Origin of the sequence: Rhodococcus gordoniae, assembly GCF_001646655.1 — a bacterium.
GTDB classification, from domain to species: domain Bacteria; phylum Actinomycetota; class Actinomycetes; order Mycobacteriales; family Mycobacteriaceae; genus Rhodococcus; species Rhodococcus gordoniae.
In genome coordinates this window covers 46,882-69,349 of sequence record NZ_LPZN01000065.1, presented here as the reverse complement: position 1 = coordinate 69,349, position 22,468 = coordinate 46,882, and the positions used below count along the sequence as shown (strand labels likewise).

Below are 22,468 nucleotides of genomic sequence, written 5' to 3'. Positions count from 1 at the left end.
GGTGCCCCGGGACGGCGTGACGACATGCTGTGACACCATGGACAGCCGTGACAGGCAGACCTGATTCGTCCCCCCGATCCGATACCTCCCGCACCCTGACGACCGGCATGCCCGTCGTCACGATGATCGGCGGAGGCCAGCTCGCGCGGATGACGCATCAGGCGGCCATCGCCCTCGGTCAGACGCTGCGCGTGCTCGCGGCCGGCCCGGACGAACCCGCCGCGCAGGTCAGCCCGAACGTGGTGATCGGCAGTCACGACGACCTCGACGCCCTCCGCCGCGCCGCGACCGGTGCGCACGCGCTCACCTTCGACCACGAAGGCGTTCCCACCGAGCACCTCGAGGTGCTCCAGCGCGAGGGTGTCGCGGTGCTGCCGCCCCCGCAGGCCTTGATCTACGCCCAGGACAAGATCGCGATGCGGAAGCGGCTCGGTGCGCTCGGCGCGCCGATGCCGAAGTTCGCGGAGATCACCTCGGTCGAGGACGCCCGCGCGGCCCTGGACACGCTCGGTGATCCGTACGTGCTCAAGGCCGCGCGCGGTGGTTACGACGGCCGCGGTGTGTGGATCCTCGACGATCACGCCGAACTCGACCGGGTCGTCGCCGAGCAGCTCGCCGCCGGCGTCCCGCTCCTCGCCGAGGAGAAGGTCGAGTGGACGCGGGAACTGTCGGCGATGGTCGCCCGGTCCCCGTTCGGTCAGGGTGCGTCGTGGCCGGTCGTCGAGACCGTCCAACGCGACGGTCAGTGCGCCGTCGTCATAGCACCTGCCCCGGATCTGGCCGAGGACGTCGCGACCGCCGCCGAGCAGCTCGCCCTGCGGATCGCGGGAGAGCTCGGCGTCGTCGGTGTCATGGCAGTCGAGCTGTTCGAGACCCGCTCCGGTGAGCTGGTCGTCAACGAACTCGCGATGCGTCCGCACAATTCCGGCCACTGGGGTATGGACGGTGCACGCACCGGCCAGTTCGAACAGCACCTGCGGGCCGTGCTCGACTATCCGCTCGGCGACACGAGCCCGATCGCCCCGGTGACGGTGATGGCGAACGTGCTCGGTGCGCCCGAGGCGCCGGCGATGAGCATGGACGAGCGTCTGCACCATCTGTTCGCCCGGATGCCCGACGTGCATGTGCACCTCTACGGCAAGGGGGAGCGCAAGGACCGCAAGATCGGCCACGTCAACGTGCTCGGCGCACCGTCCGGATCGATCGACGATCCCGAGTACGTCGCTGCGGTGCGTGAGCGCGCCGAACGCGCAGCGCACTGGCTGTCGCACGCGGTGTGGACCGACGGTTGGAACGAACACACGGGAGAAAACGGTGAATGACGCGGTGCAGGGCGCACAGGTCGGCCTGATCATGGGCAGCGACTCGGACTGGCCGACCATGCAGGCCGCAGCCGAGGCGCTCGTCGAGTTCGGGATCCGCTTCGAGGTGGGTGTCGTCTCGGCGCACCGCACGCCGCAGCGGATGCTCGACTACGCGAAGGACGCCGCCGGTCGCGGTATCAAGGTCGTCATCGCCGGTGCCGGCGGCGCCGCGCATCTGCCGGGCATGGTGGCCTCGGCGACCCCGCTGCCGGTGATCGGTGTGCCGGTACCGCTGAAGTACCTCGACGGTATGGATTCGCTCCTGTCGATCGTGCAGATGCCGGCCGGTGTTCCCGTCGCCACCGTTTCCATCGGCGGCGCCCGCAACGCGGGTCTGCTCGCCGCCCGCATCCTCGGCGCCTCCGATCCGGCGCTGCGCGAGCGGATGGAACGGTTCCAGGCGGGTCTCGAGCAGATGGTGCTCGAGAAGGACGAGGCATTGCGGCAGAAACTGCTCGGCTGACGGGTTGAAGGTGCCTCTGGTCGAGCGGTGGCACCGCTGGAGCCGGGACCATGTCGGGACGATCGACGCGTTCCTCGCCGCTGCGCTCGTACTCCTGAGCGTGGTCGGGACGCTCTCCGCAGACGAAGGACCGTGGGCGACCGGCGTGGCCGTCGCGATGACGGTGCCGCTGGCGTGGCGACGCACTCGTCCCCTCGTCGCCGGGGGGATCGTGGCGGCCGCCGCCTACCTACATCTGGCGATCCTCCCGGAAATGAACGCCGCGGCACCGTTCGCGGTACCGGCCGCGGTGTACGCCCTCGCTGCCTACGCTCCGCGGTGGGCGGCGAACACCGCGCTCGTGGTGTCGGTCGTCGGTGGCGCGATCGCCGGAGTGCGGTACTTCGACCAGTACGAGGGCCGCACACTGTTCGTGACGGTGACGTCCGCGCTGCTCGTCGCGATGTTCGTCGCGGGGGTATGGGCGTTCGGCCGGATGCGTGGTCTGCGCTTGCGTGAGATGGACGCACTGACCGAGCGCAATCGGCTCCTCGAACTCGAACGTCTCAAGGAAGCCGAACTCGCGGCCACCCAGGAACGCACCCGCATCGCCCGGGAGATGCACGACATCGTCGCGCACTCGCTCACCGCGATCATCGCGCAGGCCGACGGCGGGCGATACGCCGCGGCCGCGAACCCGCAGACCGCAGCCGACGTACTCGGCACGATCGCCGACACCGGTCGCCGCGCGCTCACGGATATGCGCTCACTGTTGTCGGTGCTGCGCGAGGACTCGCCCCGCGAGTTCACCACCACTCCCGGTGTCGACGACGTGCCCGCGCTCGTCGAGCAGGTGCGCGCGAGTGGTCTCGAGGTCGCGCTGGTGGTCGACGGCCGGGCTCGCGAGGTATCGGAGGGATTCGGGCTGTCGGTCTACCGGATCGTGCAGGAGTCGCTCACCAACGTGCTCAAACATGCCGGTCCGCGCGCACGTGCCCGTGTCTGCCTCGAATGGCGCTCCGAGATGCTCGTCGTGGAGATCGTCGACGACGGCAGGGGAGCGGCCGCGCTCGTCGAAGCGCGGCCGGGTGGGCAGGGACTGACCGGGATCGAGGAGCGTGCGAGATTGCACGGCGGTCGCGCGGTCGCCGGCCCCTGGCAGGGCGGTGGCTATCGTGTCCGCGCAGAACTCCCCACATAGGGTGGCGGACGTGACCGAATCCGCCGATCCCATCCGTGTCGCACTCGTCGACGACCAGCAACTCGTGCGGGCGGGTTTCCGCATGGTGCTCGAATCGCAACCCGACATCGAGGTGGTCGCCGAGGCGTCCGACGGTGAGGCGGCGATCACCGAACTCGCGCGGGTCCGGGCCGACGTGGTGCTCATGGACGTCCAGATGCCACGGGTCGACGGGATCTCGGCGACACGTGAGCTGCTGCGCTCCGTCGATGCGCCGAAGGTCGTGGTGCTCACCACCTTCGACAACGACGACTACGTGGTCCAGGCGATTGCCGCGGGGGCGAGCGGTTTCCTGCTCAAGGACGCACCCCCCGAGGACCTGCTGTCCGCGGTTCGCACCGTCTACCGTGGTGACGCCGTCATGGCGCCGCGCGCGACCCGCTCACTGCTGCAGCATGTCTCACCCCTGCTCGACGGAAGGGGAGCGTCGTCCGGGCGGATGGAGGTGCCGGAGGATCTCACCCCCCGCGAACTCGAGGTGCTCGTCGCGATGGCGCACGGCTTGACCAACGGCGAGATCGCCGAACGATTCGTGCTGTCGCCTGCGACGGTGAAGACCCATGTGGGCCGGGTTCTTGCGAAGACCGGTTCACGAGATCGCGTGCAAGCAGTGCTGTTCGCGTTCCGCGCCGGACTGGTGAGACCCGACGAGTTGCTCGGCGCGGGGGAGTAGGACTCCGGGTGGACCTCGCCCCGAGCGGGTCCTACCCGGGTACGACGGGGGCGACGAGGAAGATCGCACCGCTCTCCGATGTTCTTGTGCGGCAGAATTTCTACGGTTCGTAGTATGACTTCGACCAATTCTTTCGTCCCGGCCTGTTCCGCCGAGGACGTCGTGCGTGTCTACGGACGCGGCGACACCGAGGTGCGTGCCCTCGACGGGGTGTCCGTCGCATTCGAGCGCGGCCGCTTCACCGCGATCATGGGTCCGTCCGGCTCGGGAAAATCGACCCTCATGCATGCGCTCGCCGGCCTCGACGACATCGACGCGGGACGCGTCGTCCTCCACGGTGACGGCCGCCGGGCGGACGTGGAGATCAGTGCGGCGTCCGACGCCGTTCTCACCGGGTTGCGCCGCGACCGCATCGGTTTCGTCTTCCAGGCGTTCAACCTGCTGCCCGTCCTGACCGCCCGGGACAACGTGCTGCTGCCGATGCGGCTCGCCGGTACCCGCCCCTCGGCGGCCTGGTTCGAGGAGGTGACCGGTCGCCTCGGACTGGCCGATCGTCTCGATCACAAGCCTCACGAGATGTCGGGAGGCCAGCAGCAACGTGTCGCGGTGGCCCGTGCACTGCTGCCGCAACCCGACGTCATCTTCGCCGACGAACCGACCGGCAACCTGGATTCGCAGGCCGGAGCGGAAGTGCTCTCCCTGTTGCGGTCGAGTGTGCGGGAGACGGGGCAGACCGTGGTGATGGTGACGCACGACCCCGTCGCCGCCTCGTACTCGGACCGGGTGGTCCTCCTCGCGGACGGACGACTCGCGGGCGAGATCACCGACCCCACCGCCGATACCGTCCTCGACACCATGCGCCACCTCGGTGCATCCTCGGTGGTGTCGGCGCGATGAGACGGCTCGTTCTGGCGCAGGCGCGCGCCCACCGCGGCCGGTACGTCGCGTCCGCGCTCGCCGTACTCGTCGCGGTGGCCTTCGTCGTGACGACACTCGTGCTCGGCGACACGGTCGACTCGTCGATCACGAAGTCCACCGCCGCTCGCTACGACGGAGTCACGGCCGTCGTGGCCGAGGGGGAGTCCGATACGGAGCCGGACGATCTGCTCGCCGCGATCACCGGCGCCCCCGGAGTACGCGCGACGGCGTTGGACGTGTCCGGACCCGTGCACATCGTGGACGAGAACGGCGGATCCGGATACGGCGAGGCCATGTCGGTCGCGGCCGACGAGACCCTGCGCTGGCAGCGACTCCGGGACGGCCGGTGGCCCGCAGGCCCCGATGAGGTGCTCGTCGGTTCGTCGTCCGGGCGAGCGATCGGTGATTCGATGACGATCACCGACGTTCTCGGTACGACGGTACCGGCGAGCGTCGAGGTGGTCGGCGTCGTCGACCTCGACGGCTCACCCCTCGCGCTGAATTCGCGCACGATCTTCGCCGATGCCGGGCCGGTACGCACGTGGACGGGTGAGATCACGGACTGGGAGGTACGCGTGACCGGGGATCCCGACGTCGTCCGCGACGCCGTGGCGGGCCTGGCGCCGGGAGCAGTGGTGATGTCGGGGGCCGAGCGTGCCACGATGGTCGCCGACTCCTATGTCGGCGATATCGCCTTGTTGCGCAATATCCTTCTGTGCTTCGCGGCGATCGCCGTGGTCGTCGCCGGCCTCGTCATCGCGAACACCTTCGCCGTGTTGCTCGCTGCCCGGACCCGCGAGCTCGCACTCATGCGGTGCGTCGGTGTCACCGCCGTGCAGGTGCGCCGCAGCGTGCGGGGAGAGGCGCTCGTCGTCGGGTTCGTCTCGGCGGTTCTCGGAGTTCTGGCCGGGTACGGCCTCGCGGCGGCCGTTGTGGCCCTCGCTCGTGCGGCGGACGTCCCGCTCCCGCTGACATCGATCTCGGTGACCGTCACGACGATCCTGCTCGGCCTCGTGCTGGGAACCGTGGTGACGGTGATCGCCGCGAACGGTGCGGCGCGCGCCGCGACCCGGGTCCCCGCACTCGCGGCGATGCAGCCGCTCGAGACACAGCCCGAACCGATTTCGGATTCCCGGGCCCGGCGCATCTGTGCTGCGCTGGCGATCTCGGCGGGATCGGCGTTGCTCGTGGCCGGCGTCATGACCGCCAACGTGCTCCTCGCGTGCCCCGGAGGGTTGTCGCTCTTCGTCGGGGTGCTCCTCGCATCCCGGCGGACGGTGCCGGCCGCAGTGGGAGCGGTGGGAGATCTGCTGGCCCGATTCGGTGGTCCGACGGCCGCACTGGCCGCAGGCAACGCACGTCGTAATCCGCGTCGCACCGCCTCGACCGCGGCCGCCCTGTTCATCGGCGTCACCCTCACATCGACCCTGGTCGTGGGTATCGGCACGGTGAAGGCGGGCGCTCCCGACCTCCTCGACGAGAACCTGCCGGTGGACATCGTGGTGACCGCGCCGGGCTCGGTTCCGGCCGGTGCAACCGACCGGTTGACGGCGATCGACGGCGTCCGGTCGGGCACCGAGGTCGCGACGGGTTCGGTCGCCGTCGCGGACACGGAGTTCTCGGTACTCGGTCTCGACGCGCGATCGGCAGCGTCCACAGTCCGCGCCGACCTCCGATTGCCGGAACCGGGAACGATCGTGCTCGAGGAGTCTCTCGCCACCGAGTTGGGGGTGGGTGACGGCGAGATCGTGACGGTCGGCGGCGAGACCGGTACGCGCACACTGACGGTCGCGACGACCGAGCGAGGTGGCCCGGACCTGATGGACATCGGTGATCTGAGTGCGCTCGCTCGTTCCGCGGCGGACACGGTGTGGTTGAAACTGGACGACGGGTTGTCCGACGGCGATCTCGCTGCGGTCTCCGACGAGATCTCCCGAGTCGCCGCGACGGCGTTCCCCGGTAGCAACGTCGAGGGCGCGGTGCAGACGCGGCAGATGTTCGAGAAGGTCCTCGACACCATGCTGATGATCGTCGGCGGGCTGTTGTCGGTAGCGGTGGTGATCGCCTTGATCGGGGTGGGCAACACGATGGCGTTGTCGGTGCTCGAGCGACGCCGGGAGACCGCGGTGCTACGGGCCGTCGGCCTGTCCCGGGCGGGGGTGCGCAGCGTGCTCATCCGCGAGGCACTGATCATCGCGGGCGTGGCGTCCGTCCTGGGCGTGGCTCTGGGGCTGCTGCTCGGGGCGGCGGGAACCGCGTCGGTGATCGGGGCGAACCACGTCGGCCTCGGATCGGTTCCCTGGTGGCAGCTCGCGGGCATCGTCCTCGCCGGTGGCGGTGCCGGGGTGATCGCCTCGCTGATCCCGGCGCAACGCGCGAGCAGGGTGTCGCCGGTCGCCGCCGCGGCGGGCTGAGGTCGCGGTGCGGCCGGGTCGGTAGAATCGGTTCGTGGCGAACGGAATCGGAATGCCCGACCGCACGACCCGGGCAGCGCGGGGAGTGCCCGCCGTGCGGGTCGTGACGATGCTGGCGCTGTGCTGGGCGCGACTGTGGGGCGGCACCGTGACATTCGATCCCGAGTACGGCCTCTACGTCGCCACCGGCATGCGTGGCGGGTTCGCGCGCGGCGGCACCACCGTCGGCGGGGTCTTCCTCACCCGGAAGGCTCCGCCGCGCCGCCTGGTGCGGCACGAGGCGATCCACGTCGACCAGTGGGCGCGATACGGACTCGGATTCGCGGTCCGCTACCTGGCGGAGGAACTCCGCAACCCCGGTCCCCGCAACAGATTCGAGATCGAGGCGGGTCTTGCGGACGGCGGCTACCGCACCGAGCGCAGCGTTACCCGTCCAGGCGAACCGTGACCTTCTCGCTGGCGACGCGTCGTTCGGTCGCGTCCGGATCGGGATTGCTCACCTGCACCAGGGAGGCCCCCGCCGCGAGCACGGCGAGCAGGCCGTCGACGAGTGCGTCCGGATCGGACCAATCACGGCTCGACAACACGCGATCGCTGCCGCGGATCCCCGCGGAGGCGGCCGAATCTTTCGCCGCCGCCACGACGTCCGGCACGGAGCGTCCGGCGAGGACCTGATCGCCCGACCCCGAGGACCGGAACTGGTCTCCGTGCATCCGCACATCCGTCGCATAGTCCGTGATCCCGGGCGGCAGGTCGCGCACGGGGGCGCCGAAGGCATCGAGCGACAGTGCCGCGACTTCGGGGATCGCATCGACCTCGTCCAGCCGGTCGGAAGTGACGAAAGCGAGTTCGGCGTCCGGATCGGCCTCGAGCACGACCTCGGTACCGGCCCACCACGCACCGAGCAGCACCGCGGCGCTCTGCCAGTGCGCGGGCAGCAGCACTGCGACGCGACCGCCGGGAAGGACGCCGAACTGCTCGCGAATCATGTTGGCCGTCTTGGCGGCCCAGTTCGCGAGGGTCAGGGCCGACAGTTCGATGCGTGCACCGGTCGCGTCGTCGTACCAGGTGATCCGCGGACCCGCCGGATCGTCGGCGAGGATCGGGTCGAGCAGGGCGTCGGTCAGGGTGGTCACGATTGTCTTCTTCCAGGATGTCGGTTCATGCAGCTGTCAGTTCACGCAGCGCGGGCCGTCGGATCCCGCATCGATGGGCGGTGCGGCGGGAGCCGGGGTGGCGGTGCCACCGGCCGGGCTCACACCGACGTCGGCGGCGGACGCGGCCGTGGACGACCCCGTGTAGGACGCCGAGCCCGGACCGGTGTAGTCGCCGGCGAGCACCACCCGCACGGTGCCGGCGGGCAGCGAGGGATCGGACGCGGTGTCGAGGCCACCGAGTGCCGCCGCCACCGCGCGGGTCTCGTCGGAGTCCTCGTCGGCACCGAAGACCGTCGAGGTTCCCACGCCGGAACCGGTGTAGTTGCCCACCTCGCCCTCGACGTATCCCTCGGCGGACAGAGCCGCAGCGACCTGCGAGGCCAGTCCGGACACCGATCCGGCGTTCGCGACATCGACCGTGACGGCCGATGCGTCGATGTCGGGGGCGGGCACCGGCGTGGAGGTGGTCTCGCTGCCGTCGGGCTCCCGGCCGATCAACTCGGCGACGAAGTCGCGTACCTCGTCCGGATCCACCTGCACCACCGATTCGCCGTAGTCGGTCATCGCGTTGATGTCCTGCACCGGGATCGTCGAGAACGTCACGTCGCCTCCGGCCAGGCCCTGCAGCTGGGTGGCCAGCGCCATGATGTCCCAATCGGAGTCGAGCACCACGGACCGCTGCACCGCGGCGGTCAGCTGACTCACCTTGGACGGATTGGACAGGGTCTTGGCGCTGAGCACCTTCTGTGCCAGCGACGCCATGAACACCTGCTGCCGTACGATCCGGTCGAGATCGCCGCGGGGAAGATCGTGACGTTGGCGGACGAAACTCAGAGCATCCGAACCCTGCAGGGTCTGCACACCTGCGTCGAACCTCGCACCCGAGAGCGGTTCGTCCACAGGCGCGTTCAGGCACACGTCGACACCGCCGACGGCGTCGGTGAGCAGCACGAACCCGAGAAGCCCGACCTCGGCGTAATGGTCCACCGTCACCCCGGTGAGGTCGGCGACCGATTCGATCAGGGCTTCCCGGCCCGCCTGGGTGGACTCGGCTTCGAGTTCGGCCTCGCTCGTGTCGGCGTCCGCCTCGATCAGTTCGGTGCGCCGGTTCGCCTTCGTGGCGCCGTACGCCGCGTTGATCTTCGACATCCCGATCTCGGGAACCTCGACGTAGGTGTCGCGCGGGATCGACATCGCGGTCGCCGACCGGCCGTCGTTCGGCACGCGGATCAGGATGATGGTGTCGGTGTTGTTCGCTACTTCCTCACCTGCGCGCAGCGCGTCGAGTTCGCGCTGGGAGAGGGGATTGCCGTGCGCGTCGGTACGGCTGTCCGTACCCACCAGCAGGATGTCGACGGCACCGTCCTCCCCGTCGCCGAGGGCGAGCCCCCGTACCGACGCCAGCGACGACTGCAACGCGTCGACGCTGCGCCAGGCCACACCGGTGACGGCCAGCACGAGGCACGCCGCGATCGCGACGGCGATCTGCCACGGCCTGCCGTTGTACACCCGCACTTCTCCCGGCGTGGCCCCGGCAGGAGGGGGCGGCCGGCGCCGGGCGGTACGCCGGGGCTGCCCGGCGGCAGAATCGTGACGGGACCGCCCGGCGCGCGGTTCGCGGCGGTACCTGCCGTCGGCAGCTGTCGGATCGCCCGCACGGGTGCGGCGTCCCGTCGAACTGGGACGCCTTCCGGTGCGGCGACGCGGCTCTGGCGGCACCTGGTGCTCCTCCTGTGGGTGTTACGGGTCGATGGTCGAGTCTCTCGAGTGAAGGCTACTGGTGGGTGCGCTCGCTCGGCGCACACCACTCCGGCGTGCCAGACTTCTTCGAGTGCGTAGCGTTCTCGTCACCGGAGCCCGTGGCCAGCTCGGCCGTCATCTCGTGAACCGTGGCACGGCGGCGGGAATACCGATCCGCGGTGTCGGATCGTCCGAGGTCGACATCACCGACCCGCAGGCCGTGGCTGCCGCGGTCGAACCCGGTTCCGTGGTCGTCAACGCCGCGGCGTACACCGCCGTCGACGCCGCCGAGACCGACGAGGACCGGGCCGCCGAGGTCAACGGCACGGGCCCGGGCGTGTTGGCCGCGGTGTGTGCCGACAAGGGCGCGCATCTCGTCCATGTCTCCACCGACTACGTCTTCGCCGGCGACGCGACCGAGCCCTACCGCGTGGACGCGCCGACCGGCCCGCGCACCGCCTACGGCCGCACCAAACTCGCCGGTGAACGGGCGGTGCTGGAGGTGCTTCCCACCGCGCACGTCGTGCGCACCGCCTGGGTGTACACCGGCGACGGCAACGACTTCGTCGCGACCATGCGGCGGCTCGAGGGCGAGCGGGAGACCCTGCGCGTCGTCGACGACCAACGTGGTTGCCCCACCTACGCGCGCGACCTGGCCGACGGACTGATCGAACTCGCCGGGCACGGTGACCGGATCCCCGGTGGGATCCTGCATGCCACGAACGCCGGAGAAGCGACGTGGTTCGACCTCGCCCGGGCGGTCTTCGAGGAGATCGGCGCCGACCCGGAGCGGGTGCAGCCCTGTGGCAGCGACGAGTTCGTCCGCCCCGCGCCGCGGCCGGCCTATTCGGTGCTCGACGACAGTGCCTGGATCGGTGCCGGCCTGACGCGCTTCCGTCCGTGGCGGGAGGCGTTGCACGAGGCGATCGCCGGTGGCGGAACCGTGCCGCCCGCGCGATGACGTGTGAGGAAACGGCCCGTGAGGTGTCGCACACCGCCGAGGTCGCTAAGGTGACCGGCGTGGATTCGACGCTGGCCGTGGTGACGGTGACCTATTCGCCCGGTGAGCACCTCGAGAACTTTCTCACCTCGCTCACCTCCGCGACCGTTCTGCCGACACAGGTGATCCTGGCCGACAACGGTTCGACCGACGGTGCTCCCGAGGCCGCCGAGGCGGCACACGAGAACGTGCGACTGCTCCGGACCGGGGGAAACATCGGATACGGCGGGGCGATCAATCGCGCGGTCGCCGAGATCGACCCGTCCGCGGAGTTCGTGATCGTCGTGAACCCGGACGTCCGGTGGCACCCCGGTTCGATCGACGAACTGCTCGAGGCGGCGCGTCGCTGGCCGCGCGCCGGCTCGCTCGGACCGCTGATCCACGAACCCGACGGCAGCGTCTACCCTTCGGCGCGCACCGTCCCCACCCTGGCGTCCGGTGCCGGTCACGCGCTGCTCGGCACCGTCTGGCCCGCCAACCCGTGGACACGTCGCTACCGCCAGGAGAACGAGGAGATCGGCGAGCGCCCCGTCGGCTGGCTGTCCGGATCGTGCCTGCTGCTGCGACGCGCGGCGTTCGATTCGATCGACGGCTTCGATTCGCGATACTTCATGTACATGGAGGACGTGGACCTGGGCGACCGGCTCGGCCGGGCGGGCTGGCTCAACGTGTACGTGCCGTCCGCGGTGGTCACCCACGCCAAGGGCCACGCGGCCGGACGGCACCCCGAACTGATGCTCCCGGCACACCACGAGAGTGCCTACCGCTTCCAGGCGGACCGCCACCCCCATCGGTGGCAGGCGCCGCTGCGATGGGCGTTGCGGGCCGGGCTCGCGGTGCGATCGCGGGTCGCGGTCGCGGCAGCCGTGCGGGAGCGTCGGAACGGGAGGACCGACCGGGACATTCGGGTCGGCACGACAGTGAACAGGGGAGACGATGACGAGTGAGTCGGCACCGCACACCGATGCGGTGATTCTGGTCGGTGGACAGGGCACGCGGCTACGGCCGCTCACCCTGTCGGCACCCAAGCCGATGCTGCCCACCGCGGGGGTGCCTTTCCTCACCCATCTGCTCGCGCGGATCCGTGAGGCGGGCATCAAACACGTCGTCCTCGGCACCTCGTTCAAGGCCGAGGTCTTCGAGCAGCACTTCGCCGACGGTTCCGACTTCGGCCTCGAGATCGAATACGTCACCGAGACCGAGCCGCTCGGCACCGGCGGCGGTATCCGCAACGTGCTGCCGAAGCTGCGCGCCGACAACGTGATGGTCTTCAACGGCGACGTGCTCGGTGGCACCGATCTCGGTGCGGTGCTCGACACCCACGTGCGGACCGAGGCGGACGTGACCCTGCACCTGGTGCGGGTGAGCGATCCGCGTGCCTTCGGCTGCGTCCCCACCGACGACGACGGCCGGGTGACCGCCTTCCTCGAGAAGACTCAGGACCCGCCGACCGATCAGATCAACGCCGGCTGCTACGTCTTCCGCCGCGAGATCATCGAGCAGATCCCCGAGGGCCGTCCGGTGTCGGTGGAGCGCGAGGTGTTCCCGACGCTGCTGACCGAGGGCAAGAAGGTGTACGGGCACGTCGACGCGGCCTATTGGCGCGACATGGGAACCCCGGAGGACTTCGTCCGTGGCTCGGCCGATCTGGTCCGCGGTATCGCTCCGTCCCCGGCGCTCCCGCCGCAGCGCGGCGAGTCGCTCGTGCATCCGGGTGCCTCCGTGGCCCCGGGCGCCCTGCTCATCGGCGGCACGGTCGTCGGCCGCGGCGCCGAGATCGGTGCGGGTGCCCGCCTGGACGGCGCGGTGATCTTCGACGGTGCGCGGGTCGAGGCCGGTGCGGTGGTCGAACGGAGCATCATCGGTTTCGGTGTACGGGTCGGTCCGCGGGCCCTGATCCGCGACGGTGTGATCGGTGACGGCGCCGACATCGGTGCGCGATGCGAGCTGCTGCGCGGTGCCCGGGTGTGGCCGGGAGTGAAGATCCCCGACGGCGGTATCCGGTTCAGTACCGACGTGTGAGTCGAGAGGTCGAAGTGGGTTTCGAAAGGTACGTGGCCCTCGGTGATTCGTTCACCGAGGGTGTGGGTGATCCGGATCCGGCGCGTCCCAACGGGGTACGCGGCTGGGCCGATCTCGTCGCCGGTGAGCTGGCGCGCCGGTCGGAGAACTTCGCGTACGCGAACCTCGCCATCCGGGGCAGGTTGCTGCGACCGATCATCGACGAGCAGCTCGAGACCGCCGTGGCGATGCGTCCCGATCTCGTGACGATCTACGCCGGCGGCAACAACCTCATGCGTCCGAAACTCGACCTCGACGCGCTCGCGGCGGAATACGACGAGGCGGTCGGCAAGCTCGCCGCGACCGGCGCCCGCGTCCTGATGTGGACGGCCTACGACGGCAGCTGGGCGCCGGTCTTCGGGATCCTGCGCGGCCGCTGGGCCGTGTACAACGAGCTCGTCCGGGCGATCGCCGACCGGCACGGCGCGACCATCGTCGACTTCTGGCGTTTCGACGAGTACCGGGATCTGCGCATGTGGGACTTCGACCGGCTGCACATGTCCGCGGCCGGCCACCACAACATGGCGATCCGCGTTCTCGACCTGCTCGGTGTCGAACACGATCTCGGACCGGTGGAGTTCGACGAGGCACCCGTCCTCACCCGGGCCCAGGAACGTGCCGCGGACCGCGCATGGATGCGGGGGTTCCTCGTCCCCTGGATCGGGCGGCGACTGCGCGGAGTCTCCTCCGGCGACGGCATCACCCCGAAATATCCCGAGCTCGGACCGATCCGGTTCTGACCTCCGCTCGTCCCGGCGGTCCCGCCGGGACGAGCGCGGGTGTCTCAGGCCCGTCGGGCGGCCGCGAGCCGCACCAGGTGCGCGATCGTCTCGTGTTCGGCCTCCGGTGGCAGCGCGTCGACCGGCCACCACTGCAGGTCGGTGGACTCGTGGCTGCGCACCGGCCGGGCGCCCACGGGTGCCGTCACCAGGAACCGCAGGTCGAGGTGCCGGGTGGGTACTCCGAGCGAGCACGTGATCGGATGGGTGTGCGCCGAGAGCAGATCCGGATCGATCACCAGATCGGCGATGCCCGATTCCTCGGTGGCCTCGCGCAGTGCCGCGGCGACGACGGTCTCGTCCGACGTCTCGCAGTGACCGCCGAGCTGGATCCACCGCCCCACCCGAGGATGCAGGGTGAGCAGCACGTTGCGGTGATCGGCGTCGAGGACGATCGACGACGCCGTGATGTGCCCCGGCACGTGCTCGCGCAGACACCCGTCGGGCGCCGAATCGAGGAACGCCAGCATGGTGTGCCGCAGCGACTCGGCGTCCTCGGAGTTGGTGTGCCAGGTGGTGAGCCGGTCGATCGCCGAGGCGTGCAGGGAACGCGCCGACACGATTACAGCTCCACGAGGGCGTCGCCCGGATCCGCGGGTTCGCGCGGTTCCGGTTCGGTGAGCGGGTAGCCGACGGCGACCGCTCCGAGCGGCGACCATTCGGCGGGCAGCCCGAGTTCCCCGCGGACCACTTCGGGCGCGAAGATCGTCGAACCGATCCAGCAGCTCCCCAGGCCGCGGGTGGCCAGGGACACGAGCAGGCCCTGGACCGCGGCGCCGGCGGCCACGGTGAACATCGTGGCCTCGGCGGCGGTGCGACGCGCGTCGGGGTAGTGGTGTGCGCCGTCGGGCACCCGGAACGGAACGATCACCTCGGGCGCGTCGTAGAGGATCGCGCCGCGGGCGAGGCGGCGTTCGACGGCCACCGGGTCGAGTCCGTCGCCGCGAAGATCCTCGGCCCACTTCTCGCGCATGCGGTCGAGGAGCCGCCGACGGACCTGTTCGGTGCGCACCCACACGAACCGCACCGGGCGGGTGTGGTGGGGTGCGGGGGCGGTGAGGGCCTCGGCGATCGCCTCGCGCAGATCCTCGGGGTCGACGGGTTCGGCAGCGAACTGCCGCACCGACCGGCGCAACAGAAGTGCCTCGCGCCGGCCGCGTTCGAGGGCCTCCTCGGTGCCGAGCCAGAACAGGTCGTCCTCGCCGCTGCGGATCAGGGCGCGGGCGGTGGAGCCGTCGTCGGGCAGGTCGAGTCCGCGCACCACGGCGACGGGCACACCGCCGAGCTTGCCCTTGACGAGATCACCGGCCGCGGCGATCTCGTCGGCCACCGCCACGGACGTGACCTGCAGTTCGTTGCCCTGCGAATCGTGCGAGCCCGCGTAGCCGTGGAGGACGGGGAGCCCGGACGATCCGATCGCGGCGTCGGTCTGCCCGTTGCGCCAGGCGCGACCCATCGTGTCGGTGACCACCACGGCGACCCGCACGCCGAGCAGCGCACCGATCCGCTCGCGGAGGGCCGAGGCGCTCGCGTCGGGATCCTCGGGCAGCAGCGCGAGTTCGGCGCTGTCGACGTTCGACCCGTCGATCCCGGAGGCCGCCTGCACGATGCCCAGCTTGTTCTCGGTGATGAGGGTGCGGCCCTTGCGGGCCAGCACGCGCACGGCCTCCTCGTTCACGAGACGCCGGCGCAGTGCGTCGCGGGCATCGGGATCGGTGGGCGCGGCGACGATCCGTCCCTCGACCTTCGAGACCACCTTGCTCGTGACGACGAGGACGTCCCCGTCGGTCAGCCACGGTGCGGCCCGGGCGACGGCCGCAGCCAGGTCGTCTCCCGGGCGGAACTCGGGAAGCCCGGGGACGGGCAGGATCTCGATCGGACCGCCCGGCGCGTGGTCGCGCACCGAGGGGTCGGCGACGGCGTCCGGCATCACAGGTTCACTCCGGCGAGCTCGAGGGCGGCGCGGGCCATGTCGGCCGTCGCGTCGGTGTCGGTCATGAGCAGGGGAACGGACCGGACCTCGACGCCCGGTACCTCGGCGCGGTCGGTCGAGTGCACGAGCCACCCGTCGAGAATGCCCGTGCCGGAGCGGGCACCGTAGTACCGGCCGACGGCCTCGGCGGTGGTCTCCACCCCGATGACGTCCAGGCACGCATCGGCCATCCCGCGCAGGGGCTTGCCGTCGATGACAGGGGAGAGGCCGACGATCTTCGCGGACGTGGTGCGCAATGCACCCCGTATACCCGGGATCGCGAGGATCGCGCCGACGCTCACGACAGGATTGGACGGGGCCAGCAGGACGGCGTCGGCGTTCTCGATCGCCTCGACCACTCCGGGAGCCGGCTTCGCCTCCTCCGCGCCGATGTGCGCGAAGCTGTGGGTCGGCACCTGGGCGCGGTGGCGGACCCACCATTCCTCGAAGTGCACGGCGCGCTGCTCACCGTCCTCGGGATCGGTGATGACGACGTGTGTCTCGCTGCGGTCGTCGGAGACGGGCAGCAGGGTCACGCCGGGTTTCCACCGGGTGCACAGTGCTTCGGTGACGGCGGAGAGCGGATAGCCGGTCCGCAGCATCTGCGTGCGGACGAGATGCGTGGCGATGTCGCGGTCGCCGAGACCGAACCAGTCGGGGATCGCACCGTAGGCGGCGAGTTCCTCCTTCGCGTTCCAGGTCTCGCCCGCACGGCCCCAGCCGCGTTCGGTGTCGATCCCACCCCCCAGGGTGTACATGCAGGTGTCGAGATCCGGACAGATCCTCAGACCGTGCATCCAGACGTCGTCGCCGACGTTGACGATCGCGGTGATGCCGTGTGCCGCGTCCGGATTCGGCTCGACGCCGGGGGAAATATCGAGAAGTCGGCGCAAACCTGAGAGAAAACGCGCCCCACCGACACCTCCGACCAATACAGTCACATTCACGGCCCAAGCCTAAGCGGTGCGTCATCTACCCGGTCGCGCGCCGTCCGAAACGCGTTTCGGCAAAGCGGCCGATGATATGTGAACAACGCCGCTCCGCTTGACCGCGACACACCCGAAGTGTCTAATCACATACATGTCATTCGATAATCGAATTCGAGATTCCTTGCGGTGAACCCGCATTCGAACGAGTATTCGAGGGATGGCAGCGGGTTGATCCCCGGTCATGATTCGGCGCTGCAGGTGAGGAGGGACAATGGCCGGCGAGCGCGACAGCTTCGAGCTCATTCGAAGCGATACTGCAGTCGAGGCTGTCTGTGACTACCCGGACGTCGGGGTGCCCGTCCTGAGTGTGATTTCGGGATTCGGCGACCCTGCGGATGGCGAGGAGCAGTGGCAGGAGCGTGCGCTCTGTGCGCAGACCGATCCGGAGGCATTCTTCCCCGAGAAGGGGGGATCCACCAGAGAGGCCAAGCGCATCTGCATGGGGTGTGAAGTCCGGGACGAATGTCTCGAATACGCCCTCGCTCACGACGAGCGGTTCGGTATCTGGGGCGGGCTTTCCGAGAGGGAACGCCGTCGCCTCAAGCGCGGAATAGTCTGACGAGGAGTTCGGCCCGGTACGGGGAGTACGGGACCGAGTGAAACACCGAATCGGATGACGAAGGCCGGGTTGCGGCCGTGGGGGACGAGCAACCCGGCCTTCGTCATGTGTCCGGAACGTTTCTCAGTCCTCGTCGTCCTCGTCGAGTGTCGGATCCACCACTTCCGGTTCGACGCCGAGATAAGTGGCCACCTGGTGCACGAGGACGTCGTGGACCAGATCCGTCAGATCGTCCGGATCCTTCGCTCGCACCTCGAGGGGGCGACGGAACAGCACGATCCGCGCCCGGGTGGCGGCCCCTCGTCGATCGATCCCGGCGGGCACGAGCCGGGACAGTGGCACCGGCCCGTCGGCGACCACTTCGTCGGGCCAGTTCACCGAGTCGGGATCGCGCGCCCGGATCTTCGGGACCTCGTCCACGGCGATGTCGAGCTTGGTGAGGCGGTCGTGCCAGCGCGCGTCGATCGGCGCGAACGCCCCGAGTACGAGCAGGTCGAACTTCTCGGCGCGGGTCTTCCAGGCGGGCAGGCTCTGCGGGAACAGGGGACCGCGGATTCCTCTGCCGCGGCGTGCCACGGAACGGGACGACACAGGGCGGGAACGTCGTGCGCGGACCATGCCATGGACACTACGACACGAAAATCCGCCGCCCGTTTCGGTGTGTCCGAATAGTCCTGGAGCGCTCGGCGCGCTACGCTCCCAGTCGTGAGAACACTGCGTCGATGCTGCCGGCCTGGGTGCAAGAACCCTGCTGTTGCGACGCTGACCTACGTGTACTCGGACTCCACCGCCGTCGTCGGCCCCCTGGCGACCGTCGCGGAACCGCACTCGTGGGATCTCTGCGAGATGCACGGTTCACGTATCACGGCCCCCAAGGGATGGGAACTCGTCCGGTACGAGGGAGCGTTCTCGTCGGGCACCCCCGACGAGGACGATCTGACCGCCCTCGCCGAGGCCGTACGCGAGGCCGGACTGGGTGAGCGTTCCCGCTCCGACTCGGCCGACGACGATGCCGAGGAACCCCAGCGGGCCGTCGTGCCGCCGACCACGCGCACCGGCCGACGTGGGCACCTGCGTGTGCTTCCCGATCCCACGTCCTGAGCCGTTCGCACTAGGCTGAGCGAGTGCGATGTCGCGGAGGACGGCATCGCACGAGTCGAGGTTCAGGAGTCAATACAGTGGCGAGAGCTGCCGAGTCGGTGTCAGCGGTCATCAAGGCGTACGACGTACGGGGAGTCGTCGGGGAGCAGATCGACGAAGAGTTCGTCCGCGAGGTCGGAGCGTCGTTCGCACGCCTGTTGCGCAGCGAGGGCAGCGCCGACCGCGTGGTGATCGGGCACGACATGCGCGCCTCGTCCCCCTCGTTGTCCCAGGCCTTCGCCGACGGGGTCACCTCCCGAGGACTCGACGTGGTGCTCATCGGACTCGCGTCCACCGACCAGCTCTACTTCGCGTCGGGTCTGCTCGACGCACCCGGCGCGATGTTCACCGCGAGCCACAACCCTGCGAAGTACAACGGCATCAAGCTCTGCCGTGCCGGTGCCAAGCCCGTCGGTCAGGACACCGGTCTGGCGCAGATCTCGGCCGATCTCGTCGAAGGTGTTCCCGCCTACGAGGGCGAGCGCGGCAGCATCACCGAGCGCGACGTCCTCGACGACTACGCCTCGTTCGTCCGCGGTCTCGTCGACCTTGCGCAGATGCGACCGCTCACGGTGGCGGTCGACGCCGGTAACGGGATGGGCGGCCACACCGTCCCCGCCGTCTTCGGCGCCCTGCCCGTCGACCTCGTCCCGCTGTACTTCGAACTCGACGGCACCTTCCCCAATCACGAGGCCAACCCCCTCGACCCCGCCAACCTCGTCGACCTCCAGCGTCTGGTCGTCGAGTCCGGCGCCGATGTGGGCCTGGCCTTCGACGGCGACGCCGACCGCTGCTTCGTGGTCGACGAGCGCGGCGAGCCGGTCACGCCGTCGGCGGTGACGGCGCTCGTCGCAGCCCGCGAACTCGCCGAGGAACCCGGCTCCACGATCATCCACAACTTGATCACGTCGCGGGTGGTGCCCGAACTCGTCACCGAGCAGGGCGGCAAGCCCGTCCGCACCCGGGTCGGGCATTCGTTCATCAAGCAGCAGATGGCCGAGACCGGCGCCGTCTTCGGCGGTGAACACTCGGCGCACTACTACTTCCGCGACTTCTGGGGCGCCGACTCGGGCATGCTCGCGGCACTGCACGTACTCGCCGCGCTGGCCTCGCAGGACGGCCCGCTCTCCGAGTTGATGAGCTCCTACAACCGGTATGCGGCGTCGGGAGAGATCAATTCGACGGTCGTCGACGCGGCCGAGCGCACCGAGGCGGTCGTCGCGGCGTTCGAGGATCGCGCGGTGTCGGTCGACCGGCTCGACGGTGTCACCGTGGACCTGCCCGACAACGCGTGGTTCAACCTGCGCGCGTCCAACACCGAGCCGCTGCTGCGACTCAACGTGGAGGCGCGCACGGACGGTGAGGTCGAGGCATTGGTGAAGGAGATCCTTTCTGTCGTTCGTGCGTAGACGGAGGGACAACAGGAATAATCGAAGTGCCGGTGCATGGCGTGCCGGGCTCGGTCAGGTGGCTCGCCGAGGTCGCGGCGGCGGAAGGAAGGTGATGCGGTCGTGACGGCACCCTCACCGCTGTTCGACTTCGACGATGCGGGCGGTCTGCTCGCCGCCGATGTCGACGGCATCCTCAGGAGCGCGGCCCTCGGCGGTGCCCAGATCCGTGCGGTCGCCGCGGCGGTCGACGAAGGTGTGCTCGGTCGGCTCACCGACATGCATCCTCGCAGTGTCGTCTTCGTCGGCACCGATGCCCGCGCCCGATCGGCCGCCGAACTGGTCGTCGCGTTGTTCGGGGACCGGGCCGGTGTACCGCTGGTCGCCGCACCGGCCACCCCGCCCTGGGTGGGTGCGCTCGACGTCGTGGTGGTCTCGGGAAACGATGCCGGCGATCCGGAATTGGCCCGCAGCATCGACGCCGGACTGCGGCGCAGCGCGGAGGTCGTCGTCGACGCGCCGGACGAGGGTCCGGTGCGGGCGGTCGCGGCCGGCCGCGCGATGTCGTTGCCGCCCCGGATCCGCGTCCGGACGCGGTACGTGCTCGCCCGGCACGTCGCGGTGTTCTGCGCTGTGCTCGGTGTGCTGCAGCGCGCCGTGCGGATCGCCGGTGTGCCACCGCTCGCCGACGTGGCCGACACGGCCGACGAGGAAGCGGCGCGCAATCATCCGGAGAACGAGGTCTTCCACAATCCTGCGAAGTCGCTCGCGGTGCGCATGCAATCGCGCCGAGTGGTGTTCGCGGGTGATTCCGCCGCGACGACGGTGCTCGCCCGGCACGCGTCGGAATCCTTGCTGCAGGAGGCGGGGGTGGTCTCGGGTGCCGCGGCGCTCGGCGACGTTCTGGTCGCGCGCGATCGGCTCATGGCCGTCGTCACCGCGAGCGGTGAGAACTACGACCCGTTCTTCCACGACGAGGAACTGGACGGACCGGCGCCGATCGCACCGGCGCGGGTGTTCGTGCTCAGCACGGACCCCGACCGGTCGGCGGCGCAGCGGAGGACGGCGGCACTACCGGATGTGGAAGTGATGTCCGTGGTCGGAGAATTCGAGTCGAGCACGGTGCCGACCGTGCTGGAACAGGTGGCAGTGTTGACCGTCCGCACAGAGATGGCGGCTGCATATCTCGGATTGGCAGGGGGGAGATAGTGCACCGACTCGAAGGTGCGGTGCGCTCGTACGCGTGGGGATCGCGAACCGCGATCGCCACCTTGCGTGGCCGCACTGTGCCGTCCCATCACCCCGAGGCCGAGTTGTGGCTCGGTGCGCATCCGGCAGATCCTGCCAGGCTGGTGGATTCGGACGGCGACGAGCACTCGCTGCTCGATCTGCTGTCGGCCGAGCCTCAGCGACATCTCGGCTACCGCGCTGTGGGGGCGTTCGGTCCCCGGCTGCCCTTCCTCCTCAAGCTCCTGGCAGCGGAGGAGCCCTTGTCGTTGCAGGCGCATCCCAGTGCCCGCCAGGCGGCCGAGGGGTTCGCTCGCGAGGAAGCGCTGGGAATCCCGATCGACTCGCCCGTTCGCAACTACAAGGACGCGAACCACAAGCCCGAACTCGTGGTGGCGCTGACGCGATTCGAGGCGCTCGCCGGTTTCCGCGATCCGAAGCGGACGGTGGAGCTGTTCGAGGCGCTGGCGGTCCCGGAGCTCGACCCCTATGTGGGACTGCTCGCGGGACAACCCGATTCGAGTGGTCTGCGGGCGCTGTTCACCACCTGGATCACGTTGCCTCCGCCCGCTCTCGCGGCGCTGCTGCCGCGCGTGCTCGACGGCTGCGTGACCTATCTCGCCACCGGCCGGGACGGTGAACGCGACTTCGTTCCGGAGGTGCGTACGGCTCTGCAGCTGGCGGATTTCTACCCGGGCGATGCCGGGGTGCTGGCGTCCCTGCTGCTCAACCGCATCACTCTGCAGCCGGGGGAGGGACTCTATCTCGACGCGGGAAATCTGCATGCCTATCTGCACGGCATGGGCGTCGAGATCATGGCGAATTCCGACAACGTGTTGCGCGGCGGTCTCACTCCCAAGCACGTGGACGTGCCCGAACTGCTGCGCGTGCTCGACTTCGGCGCGGCGTCGGTGCCGATCCTCGAAGCCGTCCCGGAGATCTCGGCAGCGACCGATCCGGGGCAGCTCGGCCCGGCCGAACGCCGCTACCGCACTCCGGCGCCGGAGTTCGCGTTGTCGCGCATCGACCTCGGCGCCGGCGACGCCCTCGAGGTCGGTGCCGACGGCCCCCAGATCCTGTTGTGCACCGCGGGCGATGTGCGGGTCGAATGCGAGGGCGAGTCGGTGACGCTGAAGCCCGGCGACTCGGCGTGGCTGTCGGCCTGCGATCGGCGGCCGGCCGTCCACGGTTGTGCCGCGGACACGCAGGTCTTCCGGGCCCGCCTCGGCGAGGTGTCGGCATCGGTGGTCGACGAGTCCTGAGCCGGGTCCCGATCGGGACCGATTCGAACGGAAGGCGAGCCCGCACGGGCTCGCCTTCGTCGTTTCCCGCCACCACTCGCGAGATTTACAAATTCGGTCAAATGTCTAGACGTCGGACGAATACCGTTCTAGAGTCAAGCTAT

General features: G+C 69.7%; 22 protein-coding genes. 16 read left to right on the top strand and 6 right to left on the bottom strand.

Going from position 1 to position 22,468, the window contains the following annotated elements; translation table 11 throughout:
• Positions 1–47: 47 nt before the first annotated feature.
• From A8G18_RS20295 to A8G18_RS20265, 7 genes are all read left to right on the top strand, one after another.
• Entirely contained in the window at positions 48–1,322 is a 1,275-nt protein-coding gene (locus A8G18_RS20295) for a 5-(carboxyamino)imidazole ribonucleotide synthase (RefSeq protein WP_064065293.1), read from the top strand.
• Positions 1,315–1,827 (top strand): 5-(carboxyamino)imidazole ribonucleotide mutase, encoded by a 513-nt coding sequence (gene purE / locus A8G18_RS20290; protein ID WP_016935202.1) that lies wholly within the window; start codon positions 1,315–1,317, stop codon positions 1,825–1,827. The genes A8G18_RS20295 and purE overlap by 8 nt, the downstream gene beginning before the upstream one ends.
• 10 nt (positions 1,828–1,837) lie before the next feature.
• Entirely contained in the window at positions 1,838–3,007 is a 1,170-nt protein-coding gene (locus tag A8G18_RS20285; protein WP_129976420.1) for a sensor histidine kinase, read from the top strand.
• A 1-nt stretch (position 3,008) separates the two neighbouring features.
• Positions 3,009–3,719: a response regulator transcription factor gene (locus A8G18_RS20280; RefSeq protein ID WP_084421996.1), complete on the top strand. Its 711-nt coding sequence runs from the start codon at positions 3,009–3,011 to the stop codon at positions 3,717–3,719.
• Positions 3,720–3,833: 114 nt separating this feature from the next.
• A complete protein-coding gene (locus A8G18_RS20275; protein WP_064065291.1) occupies positions 3,834–4,616 on the top strand; it encodes an ABC transporter ATP-binding protein in 783 nt (260 codons plus the stop codon).
• On the top strand, positions 4,613–7,051 hold the full coding sequence (locus tag A8G18_RS20270) for an ABC transporter permease (protein ID WP_064065290.1): 2,439 nt from the start codon (positions 4,613–4,615) through the stop codon (positions 7,049–7,051). The genes A8G18_RS20275 and A8G18_RS20270 overlap by 4 nt, the downstream gene beginning before the upstream one ends.
• 52 nt (positions 7,052–7,103) lie before the next feature.
• Positions 7,104–7,499: a hypothetical protein gene (locus tag A8G18_RS20265; protein WP_037224883.1), complete on the top strand. Its 396-nt coding sequence runs from the start codon at positions 7,104–7,106 to the stop codon at positions 7,497–7,499.
• Here A8G18_RS20265 and A8G18_RS20260 read toward each other — a convergent pair.
• Together A8G18_RS20260 and A8G18_RS20255 are read right to left on the bottom strand one after the other, a co-directional pair.
• Positions 7,477–8,187 (bottom strand): TIGR03089 family protein, encoded by a 711-nt coding sequence (locus A8G18_RS20260; protein WP_064065289.1) that lies wholly within the window; start codon positions 8,185–8,187, stop codon positions 7,477–7,479. The genes A8G18_RS20265 and A8G18_RS20260 overlap by 23 nt on opposite strands.
• A 36-nt stretch (positions 8,188–8,223) precedes the next feature.
• Positions 8,224–9,723, bottom strand: coding sequence for an LCP family protein (locus tag A8G18_RS20255; protein ID WP_425337714.1), 1,500 nt, complete (start codon positions 9,721–9,723; stop codon positions 8,224–8,226).
• A 316-nt stretch (positions 9,724–10,039) separates the two neighbouring features.
• Here A8G18_RS20255 and rfbD point away from each other — a divergent pair, with 316 nt between their 5' ends.
• From rfbD to A8G18_RS20235, 4 genes are read left to right on the top strand one after another with little or no spacing between them, the layout of a single operon-like run.
• Positions 10,040–10,909, top strand: a complete 870-nt coding sequence (gene rfbD, locus A8G18_RS20250; protein WP_064065288.1) for a dTDP-4-dehydrorhamnose reductase — start codon at positions 10,040–10,042, stop codon at positions 10,907–10,909.
• Between the two features lie 59 nt (positions 10,910–10,968).
• Positions 10,969–11,895: a glycosyltransferase family 2 protein gene (locus tag A8G18_RS20245; protein ID WP_051017577.1), complete on the top strand. Its 927-nt coding sequence runs from the start codon at positions 10,969–10,971 to the stop codon at positions 11,893–11,895.
• The gene (gene manB / locus A8G18_RS20240; RefSeq protein ID WP_064065287.1) at positions 11,885–12,970 is read left to right on the top strand and encodes a mannose-1-phosphate guanylyltransferase; all 1,086 of its coding nucleotides are present in this window, start codon (positions 11,885–11,887) and stop codon (positions 12,968–12,970) included. The genes A8G18_RS20245 and manB overlap by 11 nt, the downstream gene beginning before the upstream one ends.
• Positions 12,971–12,984: 14 nt before the next feature.
• Positions 12,985–13,749: an SGNH/GDSL hydrolase family protein gene (locus A8G18_RS20235; protein ID WP_064065286.1), complete on the top strand. Its 765-nt coding sequence runs from the start codon at positions 12,985–12,987 to the stop codon at positions 13,747–13,749.
• Positions 13,750–13,793: 44 nt separating this feature from the next.
• Here the strand turns inward: A8G18_RS20235 and A8G18_RS20230 are convergent, their stop codons facing one another.
• The 3 genes from A8G18_RS20230 to cofD are packed head-to-tail and all read right to left on the bottom strand — an operon-like array spanning position 13,794 to position 16,707.
• Positions 13,794–14,348: an NUDIX hydrolase gene (locus A8G18_RS20230; RefSeq protein WP_064065285.1), complete on the bottom strand. Its 555-nt coding sequence runs from the start codon at positions 14,346–14,348 to the stop codon at positions 13,794–13,796.
• A 2-nt stretch (positions 14,349–14,350) separates the two neighbouring features.
• Positions 14,351–15,718 carry a coenzyme F420-0:L-glutamate ligase gene (locus tag A8G18_RS20225; protein WP_064065326.1) on the bottom strand — a complete coding sequence of 456 codons (1,368 nt, stop codon included), beginning with the start codon at positions 15,716–15,718 and terminating at the stop codon, positions 14,351–14,353.
• A complete protein-coding gene (gene cofD, locus A8G18_RS20220) occupies positions 15,718–16,707 on the bottom strand; it encodes a 2-phospho-L-lactate transferase (protein ID WP_064065284.1) in 990 nt (329 codons plus the stop codon). Before cofD ends, A8G18_RS20225 begins: the two co-directional genes overlap by 1 nt.
• 334 nt (positions 16,708–17,041) lie before the next feature.
• On the opposite strand from cofD, the gene A8G18_RS20215 reads away from it, so the two are divergent.
• Positions 17,042–17,308 (top strand): WhiB family transcriptional regulator, encoded by a 267-nt coding sequence (locus A8G18_RS20215; protein WP_167352118.1) that lies wholly within the window; start codon positions 17,042–17,044, stop codon positions 17,306–17,308.
• Positions 17,309–17,431: 123 nt separating this feature from the next.
• On the opposite strand, the gene A8G18_RS20210 is transcribed toward A8G18_RS20215, so the two are convergent.
• A complete protein-coding gene (locus tag A8G18_RS20210; protein WP_064065282.1) occupies positions 17,432–17,926 on the bottom strand; it encodes a metallopeptidase family protein in 495 nt (164 codons plus the stop codon).
• An 87-nt stretch (positions 17,927–18,013) separates the two neighbouring features.
• Here A8G18_RS20210 and A8G18_RS20205 point away from each other — a divergent pair, with 87 nt between their 5' ends.
• From A8G18_RS20205 to manA, 4 genes are all read left to right on the top strand, one after another.
• Positions 18,014–18,409, top strand: a complete 396-nt coding sequence (locus A8G18_RS20205) for a DUF3499 domain-containing protein (RefSeq protein ID WP_172506056.1) — start codon at positions 18,014–18,016, stop codon at positions 18,407–18,409.
• Positions 18,410–18,486: 77 nt separating this feature from the next.
• Complete coding sequence (locus A8G18_RS20200; RefSeq protein ID WP_064065280.1) at positions 18,487–19,857, top strand: phosphomannomutase/phosphoglucomutase; 1,371 nt, start codon at positions 18,487–18,489, stop codon at positions 19,855–19,857.
• Positions 19,858–19,959: 102 nt separating this feature from the next.
• Entirely contained in the window at positions 19,960–21,045 is a 1,086-nt protein-coding gene (locus A8G18_RS20195; protein WP_064065279.1) for an SIS domain-containing protein, read from the top strand.
• Positions 21,045–22,325, top strand: coding sequence for a mannose-6-phosphate isomerase, class I (gene manA / locus A8G18_RS20190; protein WP_064065278.1), 1,281 nt, complete (start codon positions 21,045–21,047; stop codon positions 22,323–22,325). The genes A8G18_RS20195 and manA overlap by 1 nt, the downstream gene beginning before the upstream one ends.
• The last annotated feature ends 143 nt before the right edge of the window (positions 22,326–22,468 follow it).